Consider the following 23,022-nt stretch of genomic DNA (forward strand, 5'->3'; position numbering starts at 1 on the left):
AGCGGAAATTTGTCTTGCTTCTACTCTTTTACTTCTTTGCGCTTAAACTTCATAAAAAACTCATAGACAATTGGAACGATAATGAGCGTAAGCAGCGTAGAACTTGTTAGTCCTCCAATCACGGTAACCCCTAGCCCTTTTGAGATAAGGCCTCCACCTTCAAATCCAAAAGCTAATGGAAGCAGTGCACCAATCGTTGCAATAGCTGTCATTAAGATCGGGCGAAGACGTGTCATTCCAGCTTCTAGTAAAGCTTCACGCGTTGAAAGACCCTCTTGCTCTTTATGAATCACGCGGTCAATCAGAACAATCGCATTGGTTACCACAATTCCAATCAACATAAGAGCTCCAATCATCGAAGAAATACTAATCGTTTCCCCAGAGATTAAAAGTGCCACTAGCGCACCAATGAGTGTAAATGGAAGTGAGAATAAGATAGCAAATGGCGCTAAACCTCCACCAAATGTCAGTACAAGTACGAAGTACACGATACCAATGGCTGCGAGCATGGCAATTCCTAATTGACTAAATGAGTCATTAATTTGCTCTGATGCTCCGCCAAAGTTAATGTCCATATCACTTGGCAAATCAATTTTCTTCACTTCTTTTTGGACGTTAGAAGAAACGCCGCCTACATCGTCACTCTTAATATCGGCACTTACCTCTGCATAAATTTTATTATCACGGCGCGTTACCGTATTCGACGTTTTACCTTTTTTAATATCGACAACTTCATTTAATGTAACTTCCTGTCCAGTTTGAGAGGTCACTTTTGTGCTTGAAAGTTCGGCAAAAGTAGAGAAATCCTCTTTTTCTTTTGGAAGGTATACGTTAATTTCGTTTCCGTCTTTTTGGATAGTTGTTAATACTTCACGCTGTCCAAGGTTGGAAATCTGCATTCCGATTTGACTAGCAGACAAGCCGAGTTCAGCGGCTTTCTTTTGGTTCGGTACTAGCGTATATTCATCAAACGTATCTGAAAGCGTAGAATCGACATTTTTCAGTTCTTTATGCTTTTCTAAAACGCGCTGAACTTTGTCAGCATAAGGTTTGATTTCGTCTAAGCTATCTCCGTAAATAAGGACGTTTAATGAATTATTGCTGCCGCTAGACGCCGTATTCATGGAGCCCCATTCACCTTGATTCGCTTGTTTATTCAGAGCTTTTAATACTTTGTCCTGTTCTTTATCAAAGTTTTGTGTATCCTCGTCATATTGCACAAATGTTAAAACGTTATTTTTGCTTCCCGGATTAAAAGAGTTACCTTCACCGAACGAATACTGAACCGTTTTGACACCATCTCGCTTCATCAAGTACGCTTCTGCGCGATTCGCTGCTTTTTCTACGTCGCTTTGAGACTGTCCGGCTTTCGGTGTATACGTAAGCGTCAGCGTTTTTTCTTGATCGGATGATAAAAAGCTAACCCCAATAGAAGGAACTAAAAATAAACTTCCTACTAATAGTAGTACGGCTAATCCAAAGGAAATAAGCTTATGGTTTAGCGTCCAGTTCAAAATTCGCTTATATCCGTGCGCTAGTTTGCTTGGCTTTTCTTCTTTGACTTTTACATTTGTTTTAAATAACGAATGAGCAAGCATTGGCACGAGTGTTACCGCTACTAGCAGTGATGCTAACAGTGCAAAAACAACCGTTAACGCAAACGGTAAGAATAGCTCTCCTACCGGTCCTTCTACGAGACCTAACGGTAAGAATACGGCCACGGTTACGACTGTAGAAGAAAAAATTGGAACAAACATTTCTTTCGTCGCCGCGACAATTAAATCTTTTCCTGTAAGCTTTTCTTCCTGATAAGCCATGCGGCGGTAAATATTTTCAATAACGACAATGGAATCATCTACAACCCTTCCGATGGCTACAGTCATCGCTCCAAGCGTCATAATATTTAAAGAGATATCCATTGATTTGAGCGCCAAAATGGCGATTAATAGCGAAAGCGGAATTGAAATAACGGCAATAATCGTTGAACGAATATCACGTAAAAATAAAAGAATAATAATAACCGCAAAGACCGCACCGATAATAGCTTTATTTAGCATCGTATGAACAGAATCTTCAATCGGTTTACCTTGATCAAAAATATTGTCAACGTGAAGGTCTTTATTTTTCTTTTCTAGGCTATTCATTTTTTCTTTAATATCATTTACAACATTTACTGTGTTCGCATCCTTCGCTTTGACAACTTGTACAGCAATTGAAGGTTTTCCGTTCGTGCGAGAAATGGATTCTGCTTTCCCGGTCACTTTAACATCCGCAATTTCTTTTAATTTCACAGTTGGAATCGAAGCTGCGGACGGCGCCTGCTGCACGGCTCCTTGTGTTTGCTGCTGGCTCATTCCTTGTTGCTGACCTTGAGCAGCTCCTTGACTAGGCACAGCTGGAATCTCTAAGTTTTCCAAATCTTTTTCTGTTGTCATCTTTCCGTCTACCACAACAGATTTTTGAGATCCATCCATCGTATACGTACCAGCCGGCACTTTTGCATCGGATGCTTGGATCAGCTTTTTCACCGTATCTTCATCGAGTCCCAGCTGCTTGAGCTTGTCTTGTTTGAATACAAGTTCTGCTTCTTCAACTTGTTCTCCTGACACGCTGACCGAAGAAATGCCTTGCACTTTTTCAACTTGTGGAACAACGTTATTTTTTACATACTTCGTTAAGTCTTCTAATGATTTTTTATCATCTGAAACACTTAATGAAATAATCGGAAAATCACTGATGCTTTGTCTTGAAACATTTGGTTCCTCTACATCATCTGGCAGATCCACGTTTGAAAGAGCTCGTCTGACTTCGTCTTCTGCCTTCTCCATATTTTTACTAAAGCCATATTCAACTTGAATGGTAGCCATATTTTCATAAGAAGACGAGCTAACTGTGTCAACGCCGCTCAGTCCCTGAAGCTTTTGTTCAATTGGCTTACTCACCTTGTCTGCCACTTGTTCCGGAGTGGCGCCCGGATAAGTTGCACTGACTGTTACAACAGGCGATGATATATCAGGAATAGTCTCTAGCTTCATATTAAATCCTGAATACAGCCCTGCAATAATGACAAAGAGTGTTAACAGCCATACTGCAAATTTATTTTTCAATGAAAATTTAATAAACTTCCCCAATGCATATCCTCCTTCAAATATATGTATACTAATAAAATTGACTGATTGGTCACAACAACTTAAAATATAAATGACTAACCGGTCAGTGTCAACCCTAAGCAGTCTCTCTCCTAATATGTTCATAATAAAGACATATTTACGATAAATCTTTTTTAGAGGAACTGACTCCCGTTCTTAACTTTGATATATACCTTTATCTTTTTTAGTGTATGATACTATTATCTAACGAAATGAATGGTCAAATTGTTCAATAAAGGAGGTAGAATACTTGAAAGAAAAAGAAAAAAGAATAATTGAAGCTTCGATTAAGCTTTTTGCAAAAAAAGGATTTAATGCTACCTCTGTGCAAGAAATTGTAGATGAATGCAACATTTCAAAAGGTGCGTTTTACCTGCACTTCAAATCTAAGGATGCACTTTTATTATCAATTCTAAACTTTTACTATGAAAAGCTCTTTAGCTCTGTTTATGCTCTCGACGAGGAAGTAAACGATGCCCGCAGCCGCTATATGAATCAGCTCATCTATTTCTATGAATTTATTACAGAGCACAGAGATTTTATTATCATGCAAATCCGTGAAAAATCGATTCCATTTAACAAAGAAGTGGAGACCTTTGTTCATAAAATGCAGCGAGAAACGTTTTACTTTCATCGCAAAAGCCTCGTTAGCGTATACGGAGAAGACGTAACTCCTTATATCTCCGATTTAACGAAAATGATTGAAGGTATTCATCATTCCTTTTTAGAAATTATTATCTTCAATCAATACGAGCTTACCTTTAAAGAAGTCGCGCAGTACATAATGGAACGAGTTGATGTATTAGTAGAAGATTTATTAGCTAGAAAACCTCGTCCCCTTATTCCCGCTTCTTTTGGTGAAGATATATATGGAAAGGAACGAACGACTTTTCTAAGTAAAAATGAGCAGGTAAAACAAGCTCTTGAGGAAATTGAACATCTGCTAGACACCAGCGATCATATTTCTGATGAACACGCAGACAGCTTTCACATTTTACAAACGGAGCTAAAAAAAGATAAGCCTACCGCTGCTATTGTAAAAGGCATGGTTGGAAATTTAACGGAACTTAAACCGTTGGAAGAACCGCTTAATCTTTTAACAGCTTTACTCCAACAAAAATAACAGAAGGCTTGAAGCCTTCTGTTATTTTTCTGCTTTTGAACTAGATACTCCCCCAGATAACACGAACTTCATTGCTTCTTCCGGCTTAATATCTAACCATTCAATTTCTTCTTTTGGAATCAAAAAAGTAAAACCGGCTACTTGAAAAGTTTGTGGAACATAGACAGCGACATGGTCTTTTAACGAGTGAATCACCTCTTCTACTTCTTCAGAGGTCACAAACCCTATGACTTTCATTGACGTGCCGGGCATTGGCACTAAAGCTACTTTTGAAAAAGACTTTTTCTCTCCAAGAAAAGATTGAAATGTATCTTTAATGACACTATATAGCGTTTTAACAAGCGGTATTTTTTCTAACAATCGATCAATTAAGTTAATAATTTTCCCAGCGAAAAAACGGGTAGATAACCACCCTAAGAACGTAATTAAGACAAGCGTTGCTAAGATTCCAATACCAGGTATATAATCCTGCTTCATATAGGGCTTCAATACGTTTCCTAAAATGCTGTCTAAAAAATTAAATACTCTTACCAAAATATAAATAACAAGGATAATAGGGACAATCGTTAAGAGTCCATTAATAAAACTTTTTATGATTGCTTTCATGCAAACACCTCATTTTTCCTGACATACTGCTGTTCATTATACAATGGATTTGTTTTGCTGCGTCTTTTTATTTCTATTCACATACGTATAAACTAGCGACGTTTTATCAAAATAATAGATGGGTACATGAACATACATACTTATATATTTATTTTTTCGGAGGGATACAATTGGGACGTTTAGAATCAAAAATTGCTGTTATTACAGGGTCAAGCTCTGGTATAGGAAAAGCAACTGCTGAGCGCTTTGCGAAAGAAGGAGCGGTTGTTATTTGTGCCGATATTAATTTGGACGGGGTAAAAAAAGTAGCAAAAGAAATTAAAGACGCTGGCGGTCAAGCATACGCCTACTATATCGATGTAGCTGAAGAAGAAAAAGTAAAAGAGTTCACAGCGGAAATTGAAAAGAAATTTGGAAAAGTGGATATTCTTTTTAATAATGCGGGGACAGACACAGAAGGCGGCAAGCTTCACGAATATCCTGTAGAACTTTGGGATCGCTTAATGTCGGTAGATTTACGCGGAACATTTCTTGTAAGCAAATATGTTATTCCGCTGATGTTAGAAAATGGCGGGTCGATTATTAATAATTCATCCGTATCCGGACTGGCAGCAGACTTAGACCGTTCTGGCTATAACGCGGCGAAAGGTGCTATTACCAACTTAACAAGAACCATGGCAATTGACTACGCTCGTGAAGGTATTCGCGTTAACTCAATTGCTCCTGGAACAATTGAAACGCCTCTTCTTGATGATTTATCAGGCGCTGAAGAAGGAAAAAAATTCAGAAAAGCATATGAATGGGTCGATCCCATGGGCCGTTTAGGCAAACCAGAAGAAGTAGCCGGTCCCGTATTATTTTTAGCATCCGATGACAGCTCATATGTAACGGGTGACTGCATTACGGTAGATGGCGGTCATATGGCGTATACATGGCCTGGAAAAATGCTTTACGATAAAATGTGAGAATACAATTAGCTCTATACCTTAAGGTATAGAGCTTTTCCGTTTGCATTTTTTCTTTAAAATAGACGTGACATTATGTCAAGACAGGTGTAAACTTAAAGCAAAATTCTTTGCTTCTAGGAGGAAGACATGAAAACAAAACAATTATCAGAACGTCAGCTTCTTGGCATCGCAGGGCTAGGATGGCTCTTCGATGCAATGGATGTTGGCATTTTGTCTTTTATCATTGCAGCTCTTCACGCTGAATGGGGACTTTCCCCTACTGAAATGAGTTGGATAGGCAGCGTTAACTCGATCGGGATGGCCGTTGGAGCTCTCGTGTTCGGGCTGCTGGCTGATCGAATTGGGCGAAAAACCGTTTTTATTGTGACTCTTGTTCTTTTTTCAGTGGCAAGCGGACTTTCGGCTCTTACTACTACCCTTGTTGCTTTTTTAGTATTTCGATTTTTAATTGGAATGGGTTTAGGAGGAGAGCTGCCTGTTGCTTCTACCCTTGTGTCTGAGACCGTGGCGCCGGAAAAACGCGGTAAAGTGGTCGTCTTGTTAGAAAGTTTTTGGGCGTTCGGCTGGCTACTGGCAGCGCTTATTTCTTACTTTGTAATCCCAGCTTACGGGTGGCAGCTAGCTCTTATCCTAACGGCTATACCAGCATTTTATGCCATTTATTTGCGCATCAAACTGCCAGATTCTCCTCAATTTTTAGAGGCGACAAAGGAAAAGAAACCGTCTATTGCGGACAATGTAAGAAGCGTGTGGTCTAAGCCTTATCGTCAATCTACCGTTATGCTGTGGGTTCTGTGGTTTTGCGTTGTATTTTCATATTACGGCATGTTTTTATGGCTACCTAGCGTCATGGTCATTAAAGGATTTAGCTTAATCAAAAGCTTTGAATATGTATTGATTATGACATTAGCTCAACTGCCTGGCTATTATACGGCTGCTTGGTTTATTGAACGCATGGGCCGAAAATTCGTATTGGTCACATATCTGTTAGGTACGGCTGCCAGCGCATATATCTTCGGAAATGCAGAGTCACTTTGGCTGCTGCTAACAGCAGGTATGCTGTTGTCTTTCTTCAACTTAGGCGCTTGGGGAGCTTTATACGCGTATACACCTGAGCAATATCCGACATCTATTCGAGGCACAGGGGCTGGAATGGCAGCTTCTTTTGGACGAATTGGAGGAATTTTAGGACCGCTGTTAGTTGGGTATATGTCAACCCAAGGTGCGTCTTTAACGATTACGTTCTCCATCTTTTGTGCAGCTATTTTAATCGGTGTTGGTTCGGTTGTTTTTCTAGGAAAAGAAACCAAACAAAAGCAGCTCGCATAAAAAAAAGACGCTCTTTTAGAGCGTCTTTTTTTTGCTTATTATTTATTTTCTACTAGCTCTTTTTCGCCTGTCTCTACTTCCACGTCACGCTGAGCGAATACTTTCTTGGCTACGCTTAAAGCATTTAACACGCGAGGGAAACCCGTATATGGAATTAATTGAATGATGCTCTCCACAATTTCATTCGGCTCTAGTCCAGCTGTTAAACCTGTGTTTAAATGCAGCTCAAGCTGAGGCTCTGTACCCTGAGTAACCAATGACGAAATGGTAACTAAAGCTCGCTGCTTATTCGTTAAACCTGGTCGTGAATAAATGTCTCCATAGGCAAATTCAATAATATATTTCCCAACGTCAGGAGCTAGGTCTTTTAAGTCTTCCGTAATTTTTAAATGAGTCGAAATATCATCGTTACTCGTTAACGTATATTCCATTAATTTATCTAAACCTTTTTGATAACTATTTTGTGCCATGTAAAATCAGCCTCCGTATTTTTTACTGACACCGCGCGGAATCAATGTTTATTTTCGTGTATGTTTTCTACACTATCTACTTTAACGCACATTCTTTCTTTCGTAAAATACATATATTCAATACAACATATGCATTTTATCTATATAAAACAGAATGCTGTTCATTCATATAGTGAAGGAATTGTTTAGAGGCATATGAAATATATTTATCTTTTTTTAAAATCAATCCTAAATCCCATGAAATTGAAGGATTGGTAATAGGAATTGCTTTTACAACAGCAGAATCCACTTTTGCTGCAATGGACTGTGGAAAGATAGATACACCTAAGTTTTCCGCAATCATTTCACCAATAAAATCCCATTGAGAGCTCTCGTAAGCTACGTTAGGTTCAAATCCTGCTTGTTGACACGCCTGAATAAGCCGGTCGTGAAGCGTAAAATCTTCATTAAATAAAATAAATTTCTCTTGGGCTAGTTCATTAATTTCCACATGAGTTTTAGAGGCCAAAGGATGAGAATGGTGAACATATAAAAGCATTTTTTCAGAGATAAAAGGATTAATATCAAAAAGATGTTCATTTACTGGAAGCACCGCTACACCTAAGTCTAACTCTCCTTTTTCTACTGCTTTTTGAACACGATTGGCTCCGTATTCAATAAGTTTAATTGTGATATCTGGATAGAGCTGCTGAAACCCTTTAATAATCTTTGGAAAGAACAGGACTCCAATCAATGGAGGAATTCCAATTTTAATCATGCCTTTTTTCAGATTCATCACATCATATAGATAAGTCGATAGCTCATCAATGGATGCCATAACTTTCTGCCCTTGCGCATACACAACTTCCCCGGCATCCGTTAAATCAATCTGTCTTGCGGACCGGTCAATTAATTCTACTTCCAATTCTTCTTCTAAGTTTTTCACCATTTTGCTCAAGGTCGGCTGTGAAATATGAAGACTTTGAGATGCTTTAGTAAAGCTCCTTAATTTAGCGACTTCTAAAAAATAGTTAAGCTGACGAATATCCATCTCTGCTCCTCCTATAGATAAAGCGAATATCTCTTATCTTATTCATTCATTTTACCTATTATTTTTTAAGATATACAGATAAAAAATATAAAGAAAAGATGGACACATAATAAATCAATTTACTCTAAATAAGGACAAATGGGATAAAGGCGCTAGTATGGACCGCTTGTGACACGGCTGTTGATTTCCGTGCAAGGCTTCGCTTTCCGCGGGCGGGCGCTGAGCCTCCTCGTCACTTGCGCTCCTGCGGGGTCTCACCTGTTCCGCTTTTCCCGCAGGAGTCTTCGCCTTGCCCTCCAATCAACACCTAAAAGCTACTACATGCACGAAACCTACGCTTACCATAACATCAAAAAATCCGAACGATTTATCGTTCGGATATACCTTCACCTAAAATACTTTTGGCCTGTCCTTTTTTACTACGGTTATTTAAAATATTTTGGCTGCTTGTGCTGCTTGTTCTAAGCCACTTTCAATAATTTCTTGAGCACGATCCGGAAACTGATTATGTCCTTCAATAATAACGGAGTTCACGTCCGTGATTCCAAAGAATTGAAGTACGCTGCTAACATATTTAACGGCCATTTCGACCTCAGCTGCTGGACCTTCTGAATATACTCCGCCACGCGCGTTTAATAACATCACCTTTTTATCGCCCAGTAATCCCACAGGACCTACTGGCGTATACTTAAACGTTTTGCCTGCTTGATTTAAATAATCAAAGTACGTATGAAGCACGGCCGGCACAGTAAAATTCCAAAGAGGAAAGGCAATGACAATTTTATCAGCTTTCACAAATTGTTCTAGGTAACGATTAGCAATTTCTGCTGCTTTGTTTTCCGCTGCCGTCACTTCTAGTCCTCTTGCTAATTTAAACTGACCGTTTATCATGTCAGCACCTAAATAAGGAAGTTCTTCTTTGAACAAATTTAGCTCCATTATTTCTTCACCTTGGTGCGATTGTTGATAGCTTTCTAAAAACGCATCATATAATTTTACGCTGACCGCTTCACTTGCCGATCTGTCATTTGCTTTTATAAAAAGAGTATAACTCATACTAAAACCTCCACTGATTGTTGATACTCTTATTTTATTCGCTTTGTCCTTGCGTTTCGCACGACTTTATAATGAAATACTTTCATACTTTAGTCGGAGAAATCTTATATAAGTAAGAATTTTTAAAGAGCCAAAAATCACATTGACAACGATAATCATTATCATTAAAATTAGAGAGAAATTATTATTTATCATTTAAAGTAAGGGGAGCTTTTTATGTGGTCAAGTTTGGCTTTGTCGCTTCGTGAAGGTTTAGAAGCATCGCTTATCATTGGAATTATTTTAGCTCATATTACAAAAATCGGCCGAAAAGACTTAAAATATTCCGTCTTTATTGGCGCTGCTGCTGGCCTTATTTTCAGCTTAGTATTTGGCTTTATTGGTTTTAATGAGGCGAAAGAGTTAGAAGAAGAGTCAGAAGAAATTTTTGAAGGAGTCATGATGCTTTTAGCTGCAGGCCTTATTGCTTATTTTATTCTGTGGTTGCACCGAAGCAAAGAAGTGACATCTTCAGTTACATCAAAAATTTCCAAAAGCTCTTCCAAGTGGGGATTAATCGTTTTAGCCTTTTTATCTGTCTTTCGTGAAGGAACAGAACTAATCATTTTTAATCTGACACAAGTGAATCAACACGCCTCTTCTATTGTATTCGGCAGTATAAGTGGCATTTTGCTGGCCGTCGTTATTACATACATTTTGTTCAAAACAGCTATTAAGCTGAACCTTTGGATTATTTTTAAAGCGCTTGGTATTTTCCTTATTTTTATTGGGGGAGAGTTATGCGGTGAAGGTTTGGTTAAGCTATTTGAAGCTGGTGGAGAACCCCTTGAGATAATTGGATTTAGTGTATTTACAGTTGCATCACTGTATCTATTCTTCCAAACGGAGTTAAAAAAATTAAGAGTAAGAAAACAAAAATCAGCATCATAATCATAAAAAAGCCGCCTAATGGCGGCTTTTTTAGTTTATAGATGAAACGGGAAGATGAATCACAACTTCCGTCCCTTGTTCTTCTTCACTTTTAATAAAAATCTCGCCTTTATGCTGACGGACAATAGTTTGTGCAATCGATAGTCCAAGCCCCGTTCCTCCCGTAGCTCTGCTTCTAGCTTTATCCACTCGGTAGAAACGTTCAAAAATATGTGCAAGATCTTCTTTTGGAATACCAATTCCATAGTCTTTCACTTTGATAATGACATCTTCCTGCTTTTTTTCCACGGTCACTTCAATTTTATTCGTACTGTATTTAATTGCATTATCAAGCAAAATAATCAGCACTTGCTTCATTTTCAGTTCATCCACTTGAATCATAATGGGCGTTTGATCATAATGAAGAACTAATTCTCTTTTGTATACCTGCTGCAGCTGCTTAACGATTTGTTCAAAAATAAGAACAAGATCTGTTTGCTTCATATCAAGCGTTTGTTCTTTTTCCACACTTGCCAGATCAAGCAGCGTTTCAATCATTTTTTGCATTTTGGTTGCTTCCGCATAGATGGTGTCGATCGCATCCAGCGTAATTTCTTCATTTTTAATCCCTCTTCTTCTTAATAAATTAGAATAACTGCGAATAACGGTTAGAGGGGTTTTTAATTCGTGAGAAGCATCAGAAACAAACTGATTTTGCTTTTCAATATTTTCTCGCAAGCGGTCAATCATATGATTAAACGTAACGGTCATACCCTGCAGTTCATCTCTCGTCTCCGTTTGAATGAGAACTTTTTTAGGAACACCGCTCTCTTCAATCTCTTTCATCGTTGAGACCATATTTTTAATAGGATGCATAATGACGCGTGATAACCATCTTCCTCCTAAAAGCGACAGTAAAATGGACACAAGCGAACAAAAAATCAAAATTGATAGCAAAATATCTTTGCGGGTTTCAAAACCAGTCAGGAGCTCACCAATCTCAAGCGTTTCAACGACTTGATTATTGACTTTGACAGGCATGCGAATAACCAATACTTGTTTTTCTCTAATTTTGCGAAGCTTCACCTTTTTTTTCTTTGAAAATTCGGGCTTAATTTTCACCAGATGAGGATCATTTGATACTTGATTAATGACCGTAGAATTTTCTGAGACTGTTCGGATAAATGAATGGTTGGTCAAATAAAATTTTAGTAACTCTGGCGAAAGCTCCACGGAATGATCTTGCTGACCTTTTTGAATAATCTCGCGTGCTTTTTCGAATAAAATGTCCTGTTCCATATTCACCGTAGATTTAGTGAAGGAGAAAAAAACAACGATGTTCATGATTAATAAAATAACCACTAGCCATGCTGTTGTCAGCAAATTAATCTTCGTCGTGATCTTCATGTTTCTCCTCTTTCATCATATATCCTACGCCCCGCACCGTATGAATGAGAGAAGTAGAAAAACCTTCATCTACTTTTTTTCTTAAGTGGCGAATATACACATCAATTACGTTTGTTTCTCCTTCATATTCATAGCCCCAAACGTTTGTGAGAATCCCTTCTCTCGTGACAATTTTATTTTTATTCGTAAGCAAATACACGACCAAATCATACTCTTTCGGTGTCAACGTAATGGATTCATTGTTTCTTAGGACTTCCCTTGTTTCAAGATTAATGGTCAAATCACTGATCGTTAAGAGCTCTGCTTCAGCTTCTTTCGTTCCTGATGCTTCTACGAGCGAACGATAGCGAATACAAGAGCGAACCCTTGCTAACAGTTCTTCAATTTCAAACGGTTTTGTCACATAATCATTAGCCCCTTGATCTAAGCCCATTACCTTATCCAGCGTCGTATTTCGGGCAGTTAATAAAATAACGGGCGTAAATACTTCCGCTTTCCGAAGTCTTCTTAACACCTCTATACCGCTCAGACTTGGAAGCATCACGTCTAGCAAAATGAGGTCATATTGAGCGGATATTGCCGTCTCTAACCCCGCTTTCCCGTCGTACTCAATATCTACTTCATAATCTTCAAATTCTAATTCAATCTTTAACACTTTCGCAATTTGCGCTTCATCTTCCACAATTAAAATTTTCTCTTTCATGTTATACACCTCTCACCACATGTCTTAAGTGAAAGAATAGCTTCTTTAGATAAAAAAACAACACCTTTTTCAAAAGATGTTTGTTTTTTTATCTAAACCCTACTTTTTCAACATACTTGTTCTTTAGCTTATCCTTATTGTTTATAAACATGAATGTTTTACGCATGAAGACCAATTGTTTGCTTTTCACCTAAAATCCAATTGACTACTGCTAAAAGTTCTTCAGGCGTTTGTGCTTCGATTTCTTTATGATAAGCAGCAATGGCGTTATATAATGTGTTCATTTTATCAGCATCCTGCAGCACTTCCTGTAGCTGATTTTCTAACGATTGATCTGTCTTTAGTTCTTGAACTAAGTTTCGCTCTGTTAAATAGCGTAAATTCACCTCTTCTTGACCCGGTAAAGCAGAATGAACAAAAATCGGTAAATTTTTGCGAAGAGCTTCACTGACCGTGATACCACCTGGTTTTGTTACAATAGCATCCACTCGCTCATACAGTTCATTCATTTCTGTGCGTGATGAAATGTACGGAATCGGTGTAACGTGTTGTAGTTCCCACCCTTTGATTTCTTCATATAACTTTTGATTTTTGCCGCATAAGACAAAGTAATGAAAATGGCGCGCGTCTTTTAAATCATTGTAAAAATCCATAATATTGCCTAGACCGCTGCTGCCTCCGGCAATTAAAATATTTCGGTTACCATGATGCTTAACAGTTCTTGTTTTTGTTATTTCTTCATGTACCGGTATCCCTGTGACCATCATATTTTGAAGTGGAATTTCACTTTGAGCACGAAGCCCTCTTTTTACTTCTTCACTAGGAAGAAAGTGAAAGTCAATCTCTTCTTTTCCCCATAAATTATTAATAAAGAAATCCGTGTAGACATTTATAATAGGAACATTGCACTTGCCTTTTGCTTTTAATTGGCTGAGCAAATAAGAAGGAAATCCATGTGTGCATATAATTAAATCCGGATTTTCTTCTTTAACTAAGTGCTCCATTTTTTTTGCAAATACGTGATGATACCATTTGAATGAATGAACAGGCGGTTCATAAAAGAGATGTTTGTATGCCATATTATATGTTTCTGGAGCATAACGAATCCATTTCAAATACGTGCCTGTAACCACTTTTTCTAATAGTTCGTTTGTATAACTTAATAAATCTATTTTTTTATAACAAATATTTGTTGTTCTTCTTTCCAATATATCCATTAACGCCTCTGCCACTTGATGATGGCCAGAAGGCATTTTTAGAAGAGGTAAAAATAAAACCTTTTTCAACTGTTTCATCTCCTATTCTAAAAGCAGTTTCTTCCTCTCCTTTTTATATCATTAAATGCCCTTGAATTTCGGATTTTAATTGATTTTTAATGTGAAATTCATCGTTTTTTTAGAGTGTCAATCTAAACTAAGAGTGAAAAGTACTGCATAAGGAGAAAACAAATGAACCTCAATTACGAAGTATTTCAATGGATTAACTCGTTTGCTGGTAAATCCAGCGCAATGGATTCTGTCATGGTTATCATTACGAATAGCGTTCCTTATTTTATAATGGCTTGTTTGCTTTTGCTTTGGTTTAGCGGAAAAACAGAAAGAACAATTTATCACCGTTATACGGCTTTATACATGTTGTTTACAATTGTCCTTTCTCTTTGTATCAATGAAGGCATTCACCTGGTGTATTACCACCCGCGTCCGTTTGTGACTCATCATGTTCATAAGCTGATTCCGCACCCGGCTAATTCATCTTTTGTCAGTGATCATTCGATTTTAGTCTTTTCTGCTGCTTGGATCATGTGGTTACGAAAAAACAAATGGAGAAGCGTCATTTTTATATGGGCTGCCATCTCGGGCCTTTCACGCATTTACGTAGGTGTCCACTATCCAGCAGATGTACTTGGAGGCATGGTAATTGCGGGAGCTATCAGCTGCTTTGTTATCTATCTTTCAGATAAAACAGCTCCTCTTATCCAGCGATTATTCTGGATTCACGATGTGATTATCAAGCGTATTCCGTTTCTGTCTCCTTACACGCATGAACAAATTAGTAAAAAAAATCATTCAGCTTAAAGACGCTGAAACAAAAATAGTATAGTTGAAGTGAAAAACGAACCACTAATCAAACCGTTTGATCAGTGGTTCGTTTTTTTTGGTTACGATGAACGTAGATTTTATCTGTTTCGTTCCTTCTGGCAGTTGATTGGAGGACAAAGCGAAGTCTTGCACGGAAATCAACTACCGTGTCACAAGCGGTCCATACGAGCTCATTTATCCGATTTGTTCGTCTTTAGATTGCATTGATTTCGTTATATCTCAATCTCTTTTTATTATTTATAAAAAAAAGATTGTTCACTTTCTTGACTTTCACTTTTATTTATTTTATATTAGTTGATGTATCAAACATTGATGTATCAAATATTAATCCATCAATAAATATCATAGAAAAAAGGGAGCGACTTTCTTGTCACATTCATGTTCTGAAAAAGCAAATGTTCTGTATGCTCTGCAAGAAGTTAATAAACAAATTAATCAAAAGTTTGAGCATTGTACCGGTGTTAGCCAATCACGTCTTGATATTTTACATCAGCTTTATGAAACAGGTGAAATGAGTCAAAAGGCGCTTCAACAGCAAGTAAACATTGATAATGCTGCAATTACAAGGCATTTAAAGCAGCTAGAAGAAAGAGATGTTGTATCACGCCGTAAAAATCCTGATGACAACCGCGTAACATTTGTAAAGCTTACGAAAAGCGGACATGAAAAAATCGGTGCATTTCGAAACGAAAAAGCTCGCTTTATTGATGAAGCGTTTAAAGATTTCAGCGAAGAAGAACAGCTGCTGCTTTCCAAAATGCTTGAGCGTTTAAAAGTAAACATTTCGGCCATTGAACGGTCATAACATTTTTAACATAAAGGAGAGTTCATCATGACACAAACAAAAACACTAAACAATGATTTCCAAGATATTATTACAGGGCGCAGATCTATTCGTTATTACGATCCATCTGTCAAAATCAGCCGTGAAGAAATGAAAGAAATTTTAACAGAAGCGACGCTAGCTCCATCTTCTGTTAATGCACAGCCTTGGCGCTTTCTAGTAATTGATAGCCCTGAAGGAAAAGCAACACTAGCTCCGCTTGCTAAATTTAATCAATCACAAGTAGAAACATCGGCAGCTGTTATTGCGATATTCGGCGATTTAAAAAGCGAAGAAAATTTAGATGAAATTTACGATAAAGCTGTTGAACTAGGCTATATGCCACAAGAAATTAGAGATATGCAAATTCCAAAAATCAAAGCGCACTACGCAGCTGCTTCTGAAGAATTAAATAAAGAAACGGTATTAATTGACGGCGGTTTAGTATCTATGCAGTTAATGCTTGCTGCACGTGCTCACGGTTATGATACGAATGCTATTGGCGGTTATGAAAAAGATCAAATTGCCGAAGCATTCGGTTTAGACAAAGAACGCTATGCACCGGTTATGTTACTTTCAATCGGCAAAGCAGCAAATAGCGGTTACCCTTCTGTACGTTTACCAATTGAAAAAGTAGCTCAATTTAGATAATAAAAAAGGTGCTGTGTATTCAGCACCTTTTTTTATCCTCCACTAACGGGTGGAATAAATGCAACGGTATCTCCCGTTCCAATGATTTCTTCATCTGTTACAAACTCTTCGTTGACTGCTGTCATCGTTTGATTCAGAGAGGACAGCTTATATGTTTTTTGTACATATTCCTTTAATTCCTTCACTGTTATATCTTGCTTATCAACTGTTACTTGTTCCACTCCAGCCTCTTCACGTATAGCAGCGAAAAATAAGACGTTAATCATTTTTACATCTCCTTCAATGGCTTTCCTTCAGGATATTCTTTTGTTTCTAACTGATCCCCAATCCATTTTGTTCCATCTTCCCAAAATTCCTTTTTCCAAATTGGCACAATTTGCTTAATACGTTCAATAGCATACTCATTTGCTTCATAAGCTGTTTTGCGATGCGGAGAAGAAACCGCAATAACTACTGCGACTTCTGTTATATCAAGCTTTCCGATTCGATGAGTAATAGCTGTCAAAGCATCCGGCCACTTTTCCTGAATTTCGTCACCAATTTGGCTGAGCATTTTCACTGCCATTGGCACATAGGCTTGATATTCAAGAGAGAGCGTCTTTTTGCCTTTTGTAAATTCTCTTACCGTTCCAATAAATGTCGTAATAGCTCCCGCGTCTCTTCTAGAAACTTTTTTAATTATTTCATCTACCGCAATTGGCTGATTTACTACTTCAAATAAGTGCTGGTTCATCTTCTTTCCCCCACTTCTTTCAATAAAAAATTAAGATAAAGCTCGTCTTCTTGTAAGTGAAACATTGGATATGCTCGCTGCACTTCGTTTTTAAGCGGAATGTGACTAATCACGCATATGATATTGGTTAGAGAGGAAAGCAGAACAAGATCTTCTTCGCTTCGAATCAAGACTGCTTTTGGATAGGATTCTTTTTTATATCCTTCAACAAAAATGACATCTGGCGAGAAAAATTGATAAAAATCAATCAGCTTTTTTAGGCTCCAGTCTTTACTGTTTGCCGTAAGCTGAAGGATCCCACCTCCTTCTACACCTGCCACATCGGCACCTGCTTGCTGGTGGCGATGACTGTCTTTTAGCTCACTGCTGCTATCTGGAGGTCCGCCGTGTCCATGGTGCTTAATAGAACCTACACGTAGATCGAATTGTTTCGCTTTTTTAATTAGCCTTTCCACTAAAGTCGTTTTTCCGCTGTTTTGAAATCCAACTACTTGTAAAACGGTGCAACTTGCTACCAAGGCCATTCACTTCCCTGCACGTCATCTAGCAATAAGACGTCAACCAGCATTCCTTCTTTGTACCCTCTCGTCCCTCCGGGAAATATAATTAACGTATCCGCATGAGCTAAAGAAGAAACAGCACTAGATTTTGTAAAGCTTAATGGAGAAGCAATCAGCTGTCCTTCCCTGTATGAAAGCCTGCCAGATACAAATCGCATAAAAGGATTTGGCTTTAAGAAGTCTTTTCCTAACAAAGCTTTTTCTTTCCGGAGATGAGGGGTTCTTTTCCCCGCATATGTACTGATGACCGGACGAGCTAGCAGTTCAAAACCAACGTAGCAGGCCGTAGGGTTTCCCGATAGACCAAATAAAAGCTTGTCTTCCATACGTGCAACTGTTGTGACACTGCCTGGTCTCATCGCTATTTTATTAAAAAGAACTTCGGCCTGTAATTGCTTATACACCTCTGGTAGATAATCATAATCTCCTACTGAAACGCCCCCCGTTGTAATCAGTATGTCCACTTCTGATAGCGCAGATTTTACCGCGCTGTAGCACTGACTTAAATCATCGGGCATAATACCAAAATAGTTTACTTCTCCTCCAGCTTTTTCAATTTGGGCACGAAGCATATGAGCATTGCTATTACGAATTTTCCCTCGCTGAACAGGATCACGTACTTCCACTAGTTCACTTCCCGTTGCAAGTAATCCAACTACAGGCTTTTTGAAGACAGCTACGTTACTATAACCAAATGTGGCTAGAAGAGCAGCTACTCCCGGAGTGATATACGTTCCTTTTGAAACTAACATGGTGCCTTTTTTTGTTTCTTCTCCTTGAAACGAAATGTTATCTCCGCTGTTAAACGACCGCTTGATTTGAACGACGGGCTGGTTGTCTTTTGTATATTCTTTTGTTACTTCAAGCATTGCCACCGCATCGCAGCCTTTTGGAATAGGAGCTCCTGTCATAATACGCACAGCCTGCATCGCGTTGACTGCATGTTCAAAAACAGAACCCGCTCCTATCTCTCCTCGAACATCCAGTTCTACTGGATGAAGTGATGATGCTTTTTTCGTATCTTGTGACCGAATAGCAAAACCATCATATGGAGAACGATTAAAAGCAGGAACATCATGATCTGCCATTAAATCTTCTGCTAAAAATCTGCCGTGAGCTTCTTCAAGCGCAATGATTTCTTGCTTTCCGCTTTTGACATACTGCATCACTCGCCCAACGCATTCTCCGACAGGGATAGGAGTTCGCTTTTCTCTCATTTTTTCACTCCTTTACTCATCCTAATAAACGATAATATAAACTTCTCGCAAATTGAATATCATTCGTTCCATGAATAAATACACGGCCATCTTGAAAAATAACAAAGCGCTGCTCTGGAAGCTGACATGACAGAAGATATGGGTTGCGGTCTACTTTCCCTTGGTTTTTTAAACGCTTTTCCAATTCATCAAAGTTGTGTAAATGCTGCTGCGAGGGTCTGATCTGAACCGTCTCTCTGCCGCAAAGAACTTCTGTTTTAAGCTGATTTTCATACGCTAAGTACGGATATGTGCGTGCCGATCCGCAAGAAGAACATTCATAACTTTTCATTTTACCCGTCTTAAATTCAGCGTGCTGATTATTCCAGACGTCAAAAGTTAGAAATGTGTGTCGCAAAGCTTCAACGTCTCCCACTAAAATTTTTAATGCTTCGGTTATTTGATAGGCTGCCACAATTTGAACGGCTGGACTGATAATTCCTGCTGTCTCACACGTCGCTCCTCCCACAGGCACTTTTTTCAATATGCAGTGCAGACAAGGGGTTACGTTTGGGATAACGGTATAAGTGGTGCCATAACTCCCTACACATGAGCCGTAGATCCAAGGAACTTCATACTTATGTGACAAATCATTTAAAATAAAGCGAATGTCGAAATTGTCTGTCGCATCGATAATCAAATCAGCTGTTTGGACGATACTTTCTAAATTAGCAGGCTGAGCATCCATCACCAGCGCTTCGATTTTCACTTCTGTGTTTATTTGACGCAAACGATTTTTGGCTGCTACAGCTTTAGGCAGTTTGTTTTGCGCATCTTGTTCTGTATAAAGCTGCTGACGCTGCAGATTACTCCATTCTACATAATCACGATCTACAAGAGTCAATTTTCCAATTCCAGCACGCACGAGAGCTTCTGCACTAGCGCTGCCTAGAGCCCCTGCGCCTACAACTAAAACATGCTTACTTCTAATTTGCTGCTGCCCTTTGTTTCCAATGGGCTGGAAAAGCTGCTGACGTGAATAACGTTCTGTCACTCTTTTCTCTCCCTTTCTCGTTCAATCTATGACTTCACTATCTATTCCTTCGTCAAAGATATTTCTTTAAAAACATGCTATTATACACATAAAGCTAAGCTGCTTTACGGACGCTTATGTGCATAAATATACAACTATATTTTGATGGAGGTATTTAATAAATGTCCATTGCCGGCATTGTATTAGCAGGAGGAAAATCTTCTCGCTACGGTCAACCAAAAATGTTTGAAACCTATAACAAGAAATCATTTTACGAATATAGTATAGATGCATTAAAAGAAAATCACGTCACACCTATACTTGTGTCTACCAACCAAGATTTACTTCCTTATTTTCAAAGAAAAGATGTTTCATTTGCAGTTGAAAAATGCCCGTATCAAGGACCTTTGTATGCAATTCATCATGCTTTAACTGCAATTGATTGCCGTGCTGAATGGTTCTTTATTCTTTCGTGTGACATTCCTTTTGTTAATGCTGAGTTTGTTCATAATATGATTACCCTAACTCAGGCGAACTCAGCTGATATTGTTCTTCCTGTTCAGCCAAATCACATGCACCCGCTTCTAGCCCTCTATCACCGTAGAACGCTTCCTCTTATTGACCAACTCGTTACACAAGGTGAAAGAAGGCTCACAGGATTGTTGAATCAGGCAAACGTCCTTCGCGTGCCTTTTTCAGCAGAAGATCCTACTTTTATAAATGTGAATCATCGCAGTGATTGGCATTTATAAGGCTTTTTTTGAATTATCCACCAATATGAGACATTTCCACTTTCTCAGCGCCTTGGACCTGTCTTCCGTTAGCCCGCTCATCTGAGTAACGATCTTTCCGATGATTCCAGATATCAGAAATGGTGTCACAAACAGTATGATCAGATGCTTGTGATCGTATCAGTTTCCGGAGGTCGTACCCTTTTGACGCAAACAAGCAGGTATAGAGCTTTCCTTCAGCCGATACTCTTGCGCGTGAACAAGTCGAACAGAATGAATCTGTCACGGATGAAATGATACCAATTTCCTCTTCTGTCCCAACATACCGATACCTGGTAGCTACTTCTCCCGTGTAATGAGGCGGAATTTCTTCAAGAGGCATTTCTTGTCCAACTATATCAAGAATTTGTTTCTTTGTTATAACCTCATCCATTTTCCATCCGTTTGAATTTCCAACATCCATGTATTCAATAAAGCGCAGCGTATGTTTTTTGCCTTTAAAATATTGGGCCATCGGAAGGATATCCTGCTCGTTCTTGCCTTTTTGGACAACCATGTTTATTTTGACTGAAATCCCCGCAAGAGCTGCTGCCTCTATTCCTTCTAACACTCGTTTGACGCTTCCTCGATTTCCGTTCAGCTCTTGAAATCTCACTTCATCAAGCGAGTCTAAGCTGACGGTTACTCTTGATAATCCCGCTTTTGATAAGGCTTCTGCATGCTTCTTTAACAGTGAGCCGTTTGTTGTTATGGCAATATCATCTATACCCTCAATTTGCTTCAGACGATTGATTAGATCTGGCAAGCCTTTTCTTAGCAGTGGCTCTCCTCCCGTTATACGCACTTTTTTTACTCCTAGCGATGCGAATAATCTCGTGAGTCTCTCTAATTCATCAAACGAAAGAATATTTTCGGCAGGTAAAAATGGATAGTCTGCCCCAAAAATTTCTTCAGGCATACAATATCGACAGCGAAAGTTACAGCGATCTGTTACGGACAAACGCAAGTCTCGTAAAGGGCGCTTTAACGTATCAACTATAGTGTATGACATCTGCCTCATCTCTCCTCTCTAGCTGTCAGCTTCTCCACAGCAGATTAACTTTCTCTTAAAATTCTTTCCGGGCATGTATAAATATTCAACGAATCACTTCGGATAAACCCTACCGTTGTAATTCTCAATTCTTCTGCTAGATTTAAAGCAAGTTCAGTCGGAGCGGATTTTGAAAGAACCACTTCACACCCGATCTTCGCTACTTTCAACAAAATTTCTGAAGAAATACGGCCGCTGAAAACGACTACTTTATCCCTAATTGAAATATGGTGTTTTAAGCAATACCCATATAGTTTATCTAGAGCATTATGCCTGCCAATGTCCATTCTGCTAAGCATGAAACCATTTTTATCACAAATGGCAGCGTTATGAACGCCACCCGTTTCTTGAAACGTAGCAGCAGATTGCTGCAGCTTATTCATGAGTTGAAAACAATCCTTAATTGAAAGTTCTACCGATATATCATTCATTTTTTTAGCAGTCAGCGCATCATTTATAAAGACAAACCCTTGCCTGCTCGCCCCGCAGCAAGACGTGATATATCGTTTATTTTGAAGGTTTTGAAAATACGGGTTTAATTTATCTATTGTAACATGAACATACCCTTCTTTTTCTTGAACCCATATGTTTTTAATGTCTTTGTATTCTCGAATAACCCCTTCAGATGCTAAATAGCCAATTACCATATCTTCAATGTATTGAGGGCTACATACCATCGTGACAAACTCTTCTTCATTAATTTTCACAGTCACAGGAAACTCCGTTACAATTTTATCTTCCACGCTTTCCATTTCACCATTTTTAAATCTAAGAACTGTACGCTTCTTAACGGTCGAATTCATGTGATGTCTCCTTTTTTAAATAATGTTTTTATCAAAAACAAATACGGAAACCGCTATATTTTCTTTTATTTTCATATCTGAAAATAAATTAACCAGCTTTGCTCCTACCAATTCTTCTAGCCCTTCCGGCGGATTCGATGCATATACATCTTGAATCATTTTTGTTCGAGCTAAATGAACCATGTCACACCCTTCAGAAGTGCTTGCAATAAATGTTTCTGTCGGAGTTAAATTTCCATACAGTGTTGAGACAGCCATATTTTCAACAAAAACCGTATGTATTCTTTCCGGTCCTTTTCCAAATAAATCTTTTCGAAGCTTCCGAATAATATCATTAAATTCATGAATTGTTTTTGACATAATCAACGCTCTCCCACCGATTAAAATTAAATTGTGCATTTTATTCCTACAGTTTTTTTATCATAAATCAACACTTCAAAAAATAAAAGCCTAAAATCTTTGCAGCAAAACTTTTGAAGAGAGTTGGGTATTTAAAAAAGTTGTGCATTTAAAAACGTAGCGATATAATTATAAATAACCGAGATGGAATAAT

24 protein-coding genes and 1 pseudogene are annotated in these 23,022 nt (G+C 38.4%); 8 read left to right on the forward strand and 17 right to left on the reverse strand.

Going from position 1 to position 23,022, the window contains the following annotated elements; all coding sequences use genetic code 11:
* Positions 1-20: 20 nt before the first annotated feature.
* Complete coding sequence (locus tag ACNHOZ_RS20150) at positions 21-3,131, reverse strand: efflux RND transporter permease subunit (RefSeq protein WP_255906121.1); 3,111 nt, start codon at positions 3,129-3,131, stop codon at positions 21-23.
* Between the two features lie 268 nt (positions 3,132-3,399).
* Here ACNHOZ_RS20150 and ACNHOZ_RS20155 point away from each other — a divergent pair, with 268 nt between their 5' ends.
* Positions 3,400-4,272: a TetR/AcrR family transcriptional regulator gene (locus ACNHOZ_RS20155; RefSeq protein WP_255906123.1), complete on the forward strand. Its 873-nt coding sequence runs from the start codon at positions 3,400-3,402 to the stop codon at positions 4,270-4,272.
* A gap of 21 nt (positions 4,273-4,293) precedes the next feature.
* Here the strand turns inward: ACNHOZ_RS20155 and ACNHOZ_RS20160 are convergent, their stop codons facing one another.
* Complete coding sequence (locus ACNHOZ_RS20160) at positions 4,294-4,878, reverse strand: DUF502 domain-containing protein (protein WP_028412076.1); 585 nt, start codon at positions 4,876-4,878, stop codon at positions 4,294-4,296.
* A 170-nt stretch (positions 4,879-5,048) separates the two neighbouring features.
* Between ACNHOZ_RS20160 and ACNHOZ_RS20165 the strand changes: the two genes are divergently transcribed.
* Positions 5,049-5,843 (forward strand): SDR family oxidoreductase, encoded by a 795-nt coding sequence (locus ACNHOZ_RS20165; RefSeq protein ID WP_255906133.1) that lies wholly within the window; start codon positions 5,049-5,051, stop codon positions 5,841-5,843.
* A 129-nt stretch (positions 5,844-5,972) separates the two neighbouring features.
* Complete coding sequence (locus ACNHOZ_RS20170) at positions 5,973-7,175, forward strand: MFS transporter (protein ID WP_255906135.1); 1,203 nt, start codon at positions 5,973-5,975, stop codon at positions 7,173-7,175.
* 38 nt (positions 7,176-7,213) lie between these two features.
* On the opposite strand, the gene ACNHOZ_RS20175 is transcribed toward ACNHOZ_RS20170, so the two are convergent.
* The 4 genes and pseudogenes from ACNHOZ_RS20175 to ACNHOZ_RS20190 all read right to left on the reverse strand — a co-directional run bounded on the left by ACNHOZ_RS20175 (position 7,214) and on the right by ACNHOZ_RS20190 (position 9,731).
* Positions 7,214-7,645 carry a carboxymuconolactone decarboxylase family protein gene (locus tag ACNHOZ_RS20175; protein ID WP_014457862.1) on the reverse strand — a complete coding sequence of 144 codons (432 nt, stop codon included), beginning with the start codon at positions 7,643-7,645 and terminating at the stop codon, positions 7,214-7,216.
* Positions 7,646-7,781: 136 nt separating this feature from the next.
* Positions 7,782-8,675 (reverse strand): LysR family transcriptional regulator, encoded by an 894-nt coding sequence (locus tag ACNHOZ_RS20180; protein ID WP_033580433.1) that lies wholly within the window; start codon positions 8,673-8,675, stop codon positions 7,782-7,784.
* A gap of 124 nt (positions 8,676-8,799) precedes the next feature.
* Positions 8,800-8,979, reverse strand: a pseudogene (locus tag ACNHOZ_RS20185) (hypothetical protein).
* Between the two features lie 125 nt (positions 8,980-9,104).
* Positions 9,105-9,731 (reverse strand): FMN-dependent NADH-azoreductase, encoded by a 627-nt coding sequence (locus ACNHOZ_RS20190; RefSeq protein WP_255906142.1) that lies wholly within the window; start codon positions 9,729-9,731, stop codon positions 9,105-9,107.
* A gap of 216 nt (positions 9,732-9,947) precedes the next feature.
* Here ACNHOZ_RS20190 and ACNHOZ_RS20195 point away from each other — a divergent pair, with 216 nt between their 5' ends.
* Positions 9,948-10,661, forward strand: a complete 714-nt coding sequence (locus ACNHOZ_RS20195; protein ID WP_048021810.1) for an FTR1 family protein — start codon at positions 9,948-9,950, stop codon at positions 10,659-10,661.
* 30 nt (positions 10,662-10,691) lie between these two features.
* Here the strand turns inward: ACNHOZ_RS20195 and ACNHOZ_RS20200 are convergent, their stop codons facing one another.
* From ACNHOZ_RS20200 to ACNHOZ_RS20210, 3 genes are all read right to left on the reverse strand, one after another.
* The gene (locus ACNHOZ_RS20200) at positions 10,692-12,047 is read right to left on the reverse strand and encodes a sensor histidine kinase (RefSeq protein ID WP_048021808.1); all 1,356 of its coding nucleotides are present in this window, start codon (positions 12,045-12,047) and stop codon (positions 10,692-10,694) included.
* Positions 12,025-12,750 carry a response regulator transcription factor gene (locus tag ACNHOZ_RS20205; protein ID WP_042991828.1) on the reverse strand — a complete coding sequence of 242 codons (726 nt, stop codon included), beginning with the start codon at positions 12,748-12,750 and terminating at the stop codon, positions 12,025-12,027. The genes ACNHOZ_RS20200 and ACNHOZ_RS20205 overlap by 23 nt, the downstream gene beginning before the upstream one ends.
* A 158-nt stretch (positions 12,751-12,908) precedes the next feature.
* Positions 12,909-14,036, reverse strand: coding sequence for an MGDG synthase family glycosyltransferase (locus ACNHOZ_RS20210; RefSeq protein WP_063248395.1), 1,128 nt, complete (start codon positions 14,034-14,036; stop codon positions 12,909-12,911).
* Positions 14,037-14,198: 162 nt separating this feature from the next.
* Here ACNHOZ_RS20210 and ACNHOZ_RS20215 point away from each other — a divergent pair, with 162 nt between their 5' ends.
* The 3 genes from ACNHOZ_RS20215 (at position 14,199) to ACNHOZ_RS20225 (ending at position 16,323) form a co-directional block, all read left to right on the forward strand.
* Entirely contained in the window at positions 14,199-14,825 is a 627-nt protein-coding gene (locus ACNHOZ_RS20215) for an undecaprenyl-diphosphatase (protein WP_048021803.1), read from the forward strand.
* A 391-nt stretch (positions 14,826-15,216) separates the two neighbouring features.
* Positions 15,217-15,654, forward strand: a complete 438-nt coding sequence (locus tag ACNHOZ_RS20220; protein WP_013085370.1) for a MarR family winged helix-turn-helix transcriptional regulator — start codon at positions 15,217-15,219, stop codon at positions 15,652-15,654.
* A gap of 27 nt (positions 15,655-15,681) precedes the next feature.
* Complete coding sequence (locus ACNHOZ_RS20225) at positions 15,682-16,323, forward strand: nitroreductase family protein (protein ID WP_013059680.1); 642 nt, start codon at positions 15,682-15,684, stop codon at positions 16,321-16,323.
* 32 nt (positions 16,324-16,355) lie between these two features.
* Here the strand turns inward: ACNHOZ_RS20225 and moaD are convergent, their stop codons facing one another.
* Genes moaD through ACNHOZ_RS20250 form a run of 5 tightly spaced genes read right to left on the reverse strand, consistent with a single transcriptional unit; the run spans position 16,356 to position 19,866 of the window.
* Positions 16,356-16,589 (reverse strand): molybdopterin converting factor subunit 1, encoded by a 234-nt coding sequence (moaD, locus tag ACNHOZ_RS20230; RefSeq protein ID WP_028412068.1) that lies wholly within the window; start codon positions 16,587-16,589, stop codon positions 16,356-16,358.
* 2 nt (positions 16,590-16,591) lie between these two features.
* Complete coding sequence (locus ACNHOZ_RS20235) at positions 16,592-17,056, reverse strand: molybdenum cofactor biosynthesis protein MoaE (protein WP_025752620.1); 465 nt, start codon at positions 17,054-17,056, stop codon at positions 16,592-16,594.
* Positions 17,053-17,580, reverse strand: a complete 528-nt coding sequence (mobB, locus tag ACNHOZ_RS20240; RefSeq protein WP_165635044.1) for a molybdopterin-guanine dinucleotide biosynthesis protein B — start codon at positions 17,578-17,580, stop codon at positions 17,053-17,055. The genes ACNHOZ_RS20235 and mobB overlap by 4 nt, the downstream gene beginning before the upstream one ends.
* Complete coding sequence (locus tag ACNHOZ_RS20245) at positions 17,568-18,833, reverse strand: molybdopterin molybdotransferase MoeA (protein ID WP_328174692.1); 1,266 nt, start codon at positions 18,831-18,833, stop codon at positions 17,568-17,570. Before ACNHOZ_RS20245 ends, mobB begins: the two co-directional genes overlap by 13 nt.
* Before the next feature lie 16 nt (positions 18,834-18,849).
* The gene (locus ACNHOZ_RS20250; RefSeq protein WP_028412065.1) at positions 18,850-19,866 is read right to left on the reverse strand and encodes a molybdopterin-synthase adenylyltransferase MoeB; all 1,017 of its coding nucleotides are present in this window, start codon (positions 19,864-19,866) and stop codon (positions 18,850-18,852) included.
* A gap of 161 nt (positions 19,867-20,027) precedes the next feature.
* On the opposite strand from ACNHOZ_RS20250, the gene mobA reads away from it, so the two are divergent.
* Positions 20,028-20,597, forward strand: coding sequence for a molybdenum cofactor guanylyltransferase (gene mobA / locus ACNHOZ_RS20255; protein ID WP_028412064.1), 570 nt, complete (start codon positions 20,028-20,030; stop codon positions 20,595-20,597).
* A gap of 13 nt (positions 20,598-20,610) precedes the next feature.
* Here mobA and moaA read toward each other — a convergent pair whose 3' ends face one another.
* The 3 genes from moaA to ACNHOZ_RS20270 are packed head-to-tail and all read right to left on the reverse strand — an operon-like array spanning position 20,611 to position 22,829.
* A complete protein-coding gene (moaA, locus tag ACNHOZ_RS20260; protein ID WP_028412063.1) occupies positions 20,611-21,627 on the reverse strand; it encodes a GTP 3',8-cyclase MoaA in 1,017 nt (338 codons plus the stop codon).
* Positions 21,628-21,671: 44 nt separating this feature from the next.
* Positions 21,672-22,469: a formate dehydrogenase accessory sulfurtransferase FdhD gene (gene fdhD, locus ACNHOZ_RS20265; protein ID WP_033580428.1), complete on the reverse strand. Its 798-nt coding sequence runs from the start codon at positions 22,467-22,469 to the stop codon at positions 21,672-21,674.
* A gap of 15 nt (positions 22,470-22,484) precedes the next feature.
* Entirely contained in the window at positions 22,485-22,829 is a 345-nt protein-coding gene (locus tag ACNHOZ_RS20270; protein ID WP_013059689.1) for a DUF2294 domain-containing protein, read from the reverse strand.
* Positions 22,830-23,022: the final 193 nt, after the last annotated feature.

This window comes from Priestia sp. D51 (assembly GCF_053345675.1).

Coding starts and splice junctions, on each gene's coding strand:
- mobA (WP_028412064.1), top strand. CDS start 20,028: ATGTCCATTGCCGGCATTGTATTAGCAGGAGGAAAATCTTCTCGCTAC.
- ACNHOZ_RS20200 (WP_048021808.1), bottom strand. CDS start 12,047: ATGAAGATCACGACGAAGATTAATTTGCTGACAACAGCATGGCTAGTG.
- ACNHOZ_RS20160 (WP_028412076.1), bottom strand. CDS start 4,878: ATGAAAGCAATCATAAAAAGTTTTATTAATGGACTCTTAACGATTGTC.
- ACNHOZ_RS20225 (WP_013059680.1), top strand. CDS start 15,682: ATGACACAAACAAAAACACTAAACAATGATTTCCAAGATATTATTACA.
- fdhD (WP_033580428.1), bottom strand. CDS start 22,469: ATGAATTCGACCGTTAAGAAGCGTACAGTTCTTAGATTTAAAAATGGT.
- ACNHOZ_RS20215 (WP_048021803.1), top strand. CDS start 14,199: ATGAACCTCAATTACGAAGTATTTCAATGGATTAACTCGTTTGCTGGT.
- moaD (WP_028412068.1), bottom strand. CDS start 16,589: ATGATTAACGTCTTATTTTTCGCTGCTATACGTGAAGAGGCTGGAGTG.
- ACNHOZ_RS20180 (WP_033580433.1), bottom strand. CDS start 8,675: ATGGATATTCGTCAGCTTAACTATTTTTTAGAAGTCGCTAAATTAAGG.
- ACNHOZ_RS20195 (WP_048021810.1), top strand. CDS start 9,948: ATGTGGTCAAGTTTGGCTTTGTCGCTTCGTGAAGGTTTAGAAGCATCG.
- ACNHOZ_RS20245 (WP_328174692.1), bottom strand. CDS start 18,833: ATGAGAGAAAAGCGAACTCCTATCCCTGTCGGAGAATGCGTTGGGCGA.
- ACNHOZ_RS20235 (WP_025752620.1), bottom strand. CDS start 17,056: ATGAACCAGCACTTATTTGAAGTAGTAAATCAGCCAATTGCGGTAGAT.
- moaA (WP_028412063.1), bottom strand. CDS start 21,627: ATGTCATACACTATAGTTGATACGTTAAAGCGCCCTTTACGAGACTTG.
- ACNHOZ_RS20270 (WP_013059689.1), bottom strand. CDS start 22,829: ATGTCAAAAACAATTCATGAATTTAATGATATTATTCGGAAGCTTCGA.
- mobB (WP_165635044.1), bottom strand. CDS start 17,580: ATGGCCTTGGTAGCAAGTTGCACCGTTTTACAAGTAGTTGGATTTCAA.
- ACNHOZ_RS20175 (WP_014457862.1), bottom strand. CDS start 7,645: ATGGCACAAAATAGTTATCAAAAAGGTTTAGATAAATTAATGGAATAT.
- ACNHOZ_RS20190 (WP_255906142.1), bottom strand. CDS start 9,731: ATGAGTTATACTCTTTTTATAAAAGCAAATGACAGATCGGCAAGTGAA.
- ACNHOZ_RS20205 (WP_042991828.1), bottom strand. CDS start 12,750: ATGAAAGAGAAAATTTTAATTGTGGAAGATGAAGCGCAAATTGCGAAA.
- ACNHOZ_RS20170 (WP_255906135.1), top strand. CDS start 5,973: ATGAAAACAAAACAATTATCAGAACGTCAGCTTCTTGGCATCGCAGGG.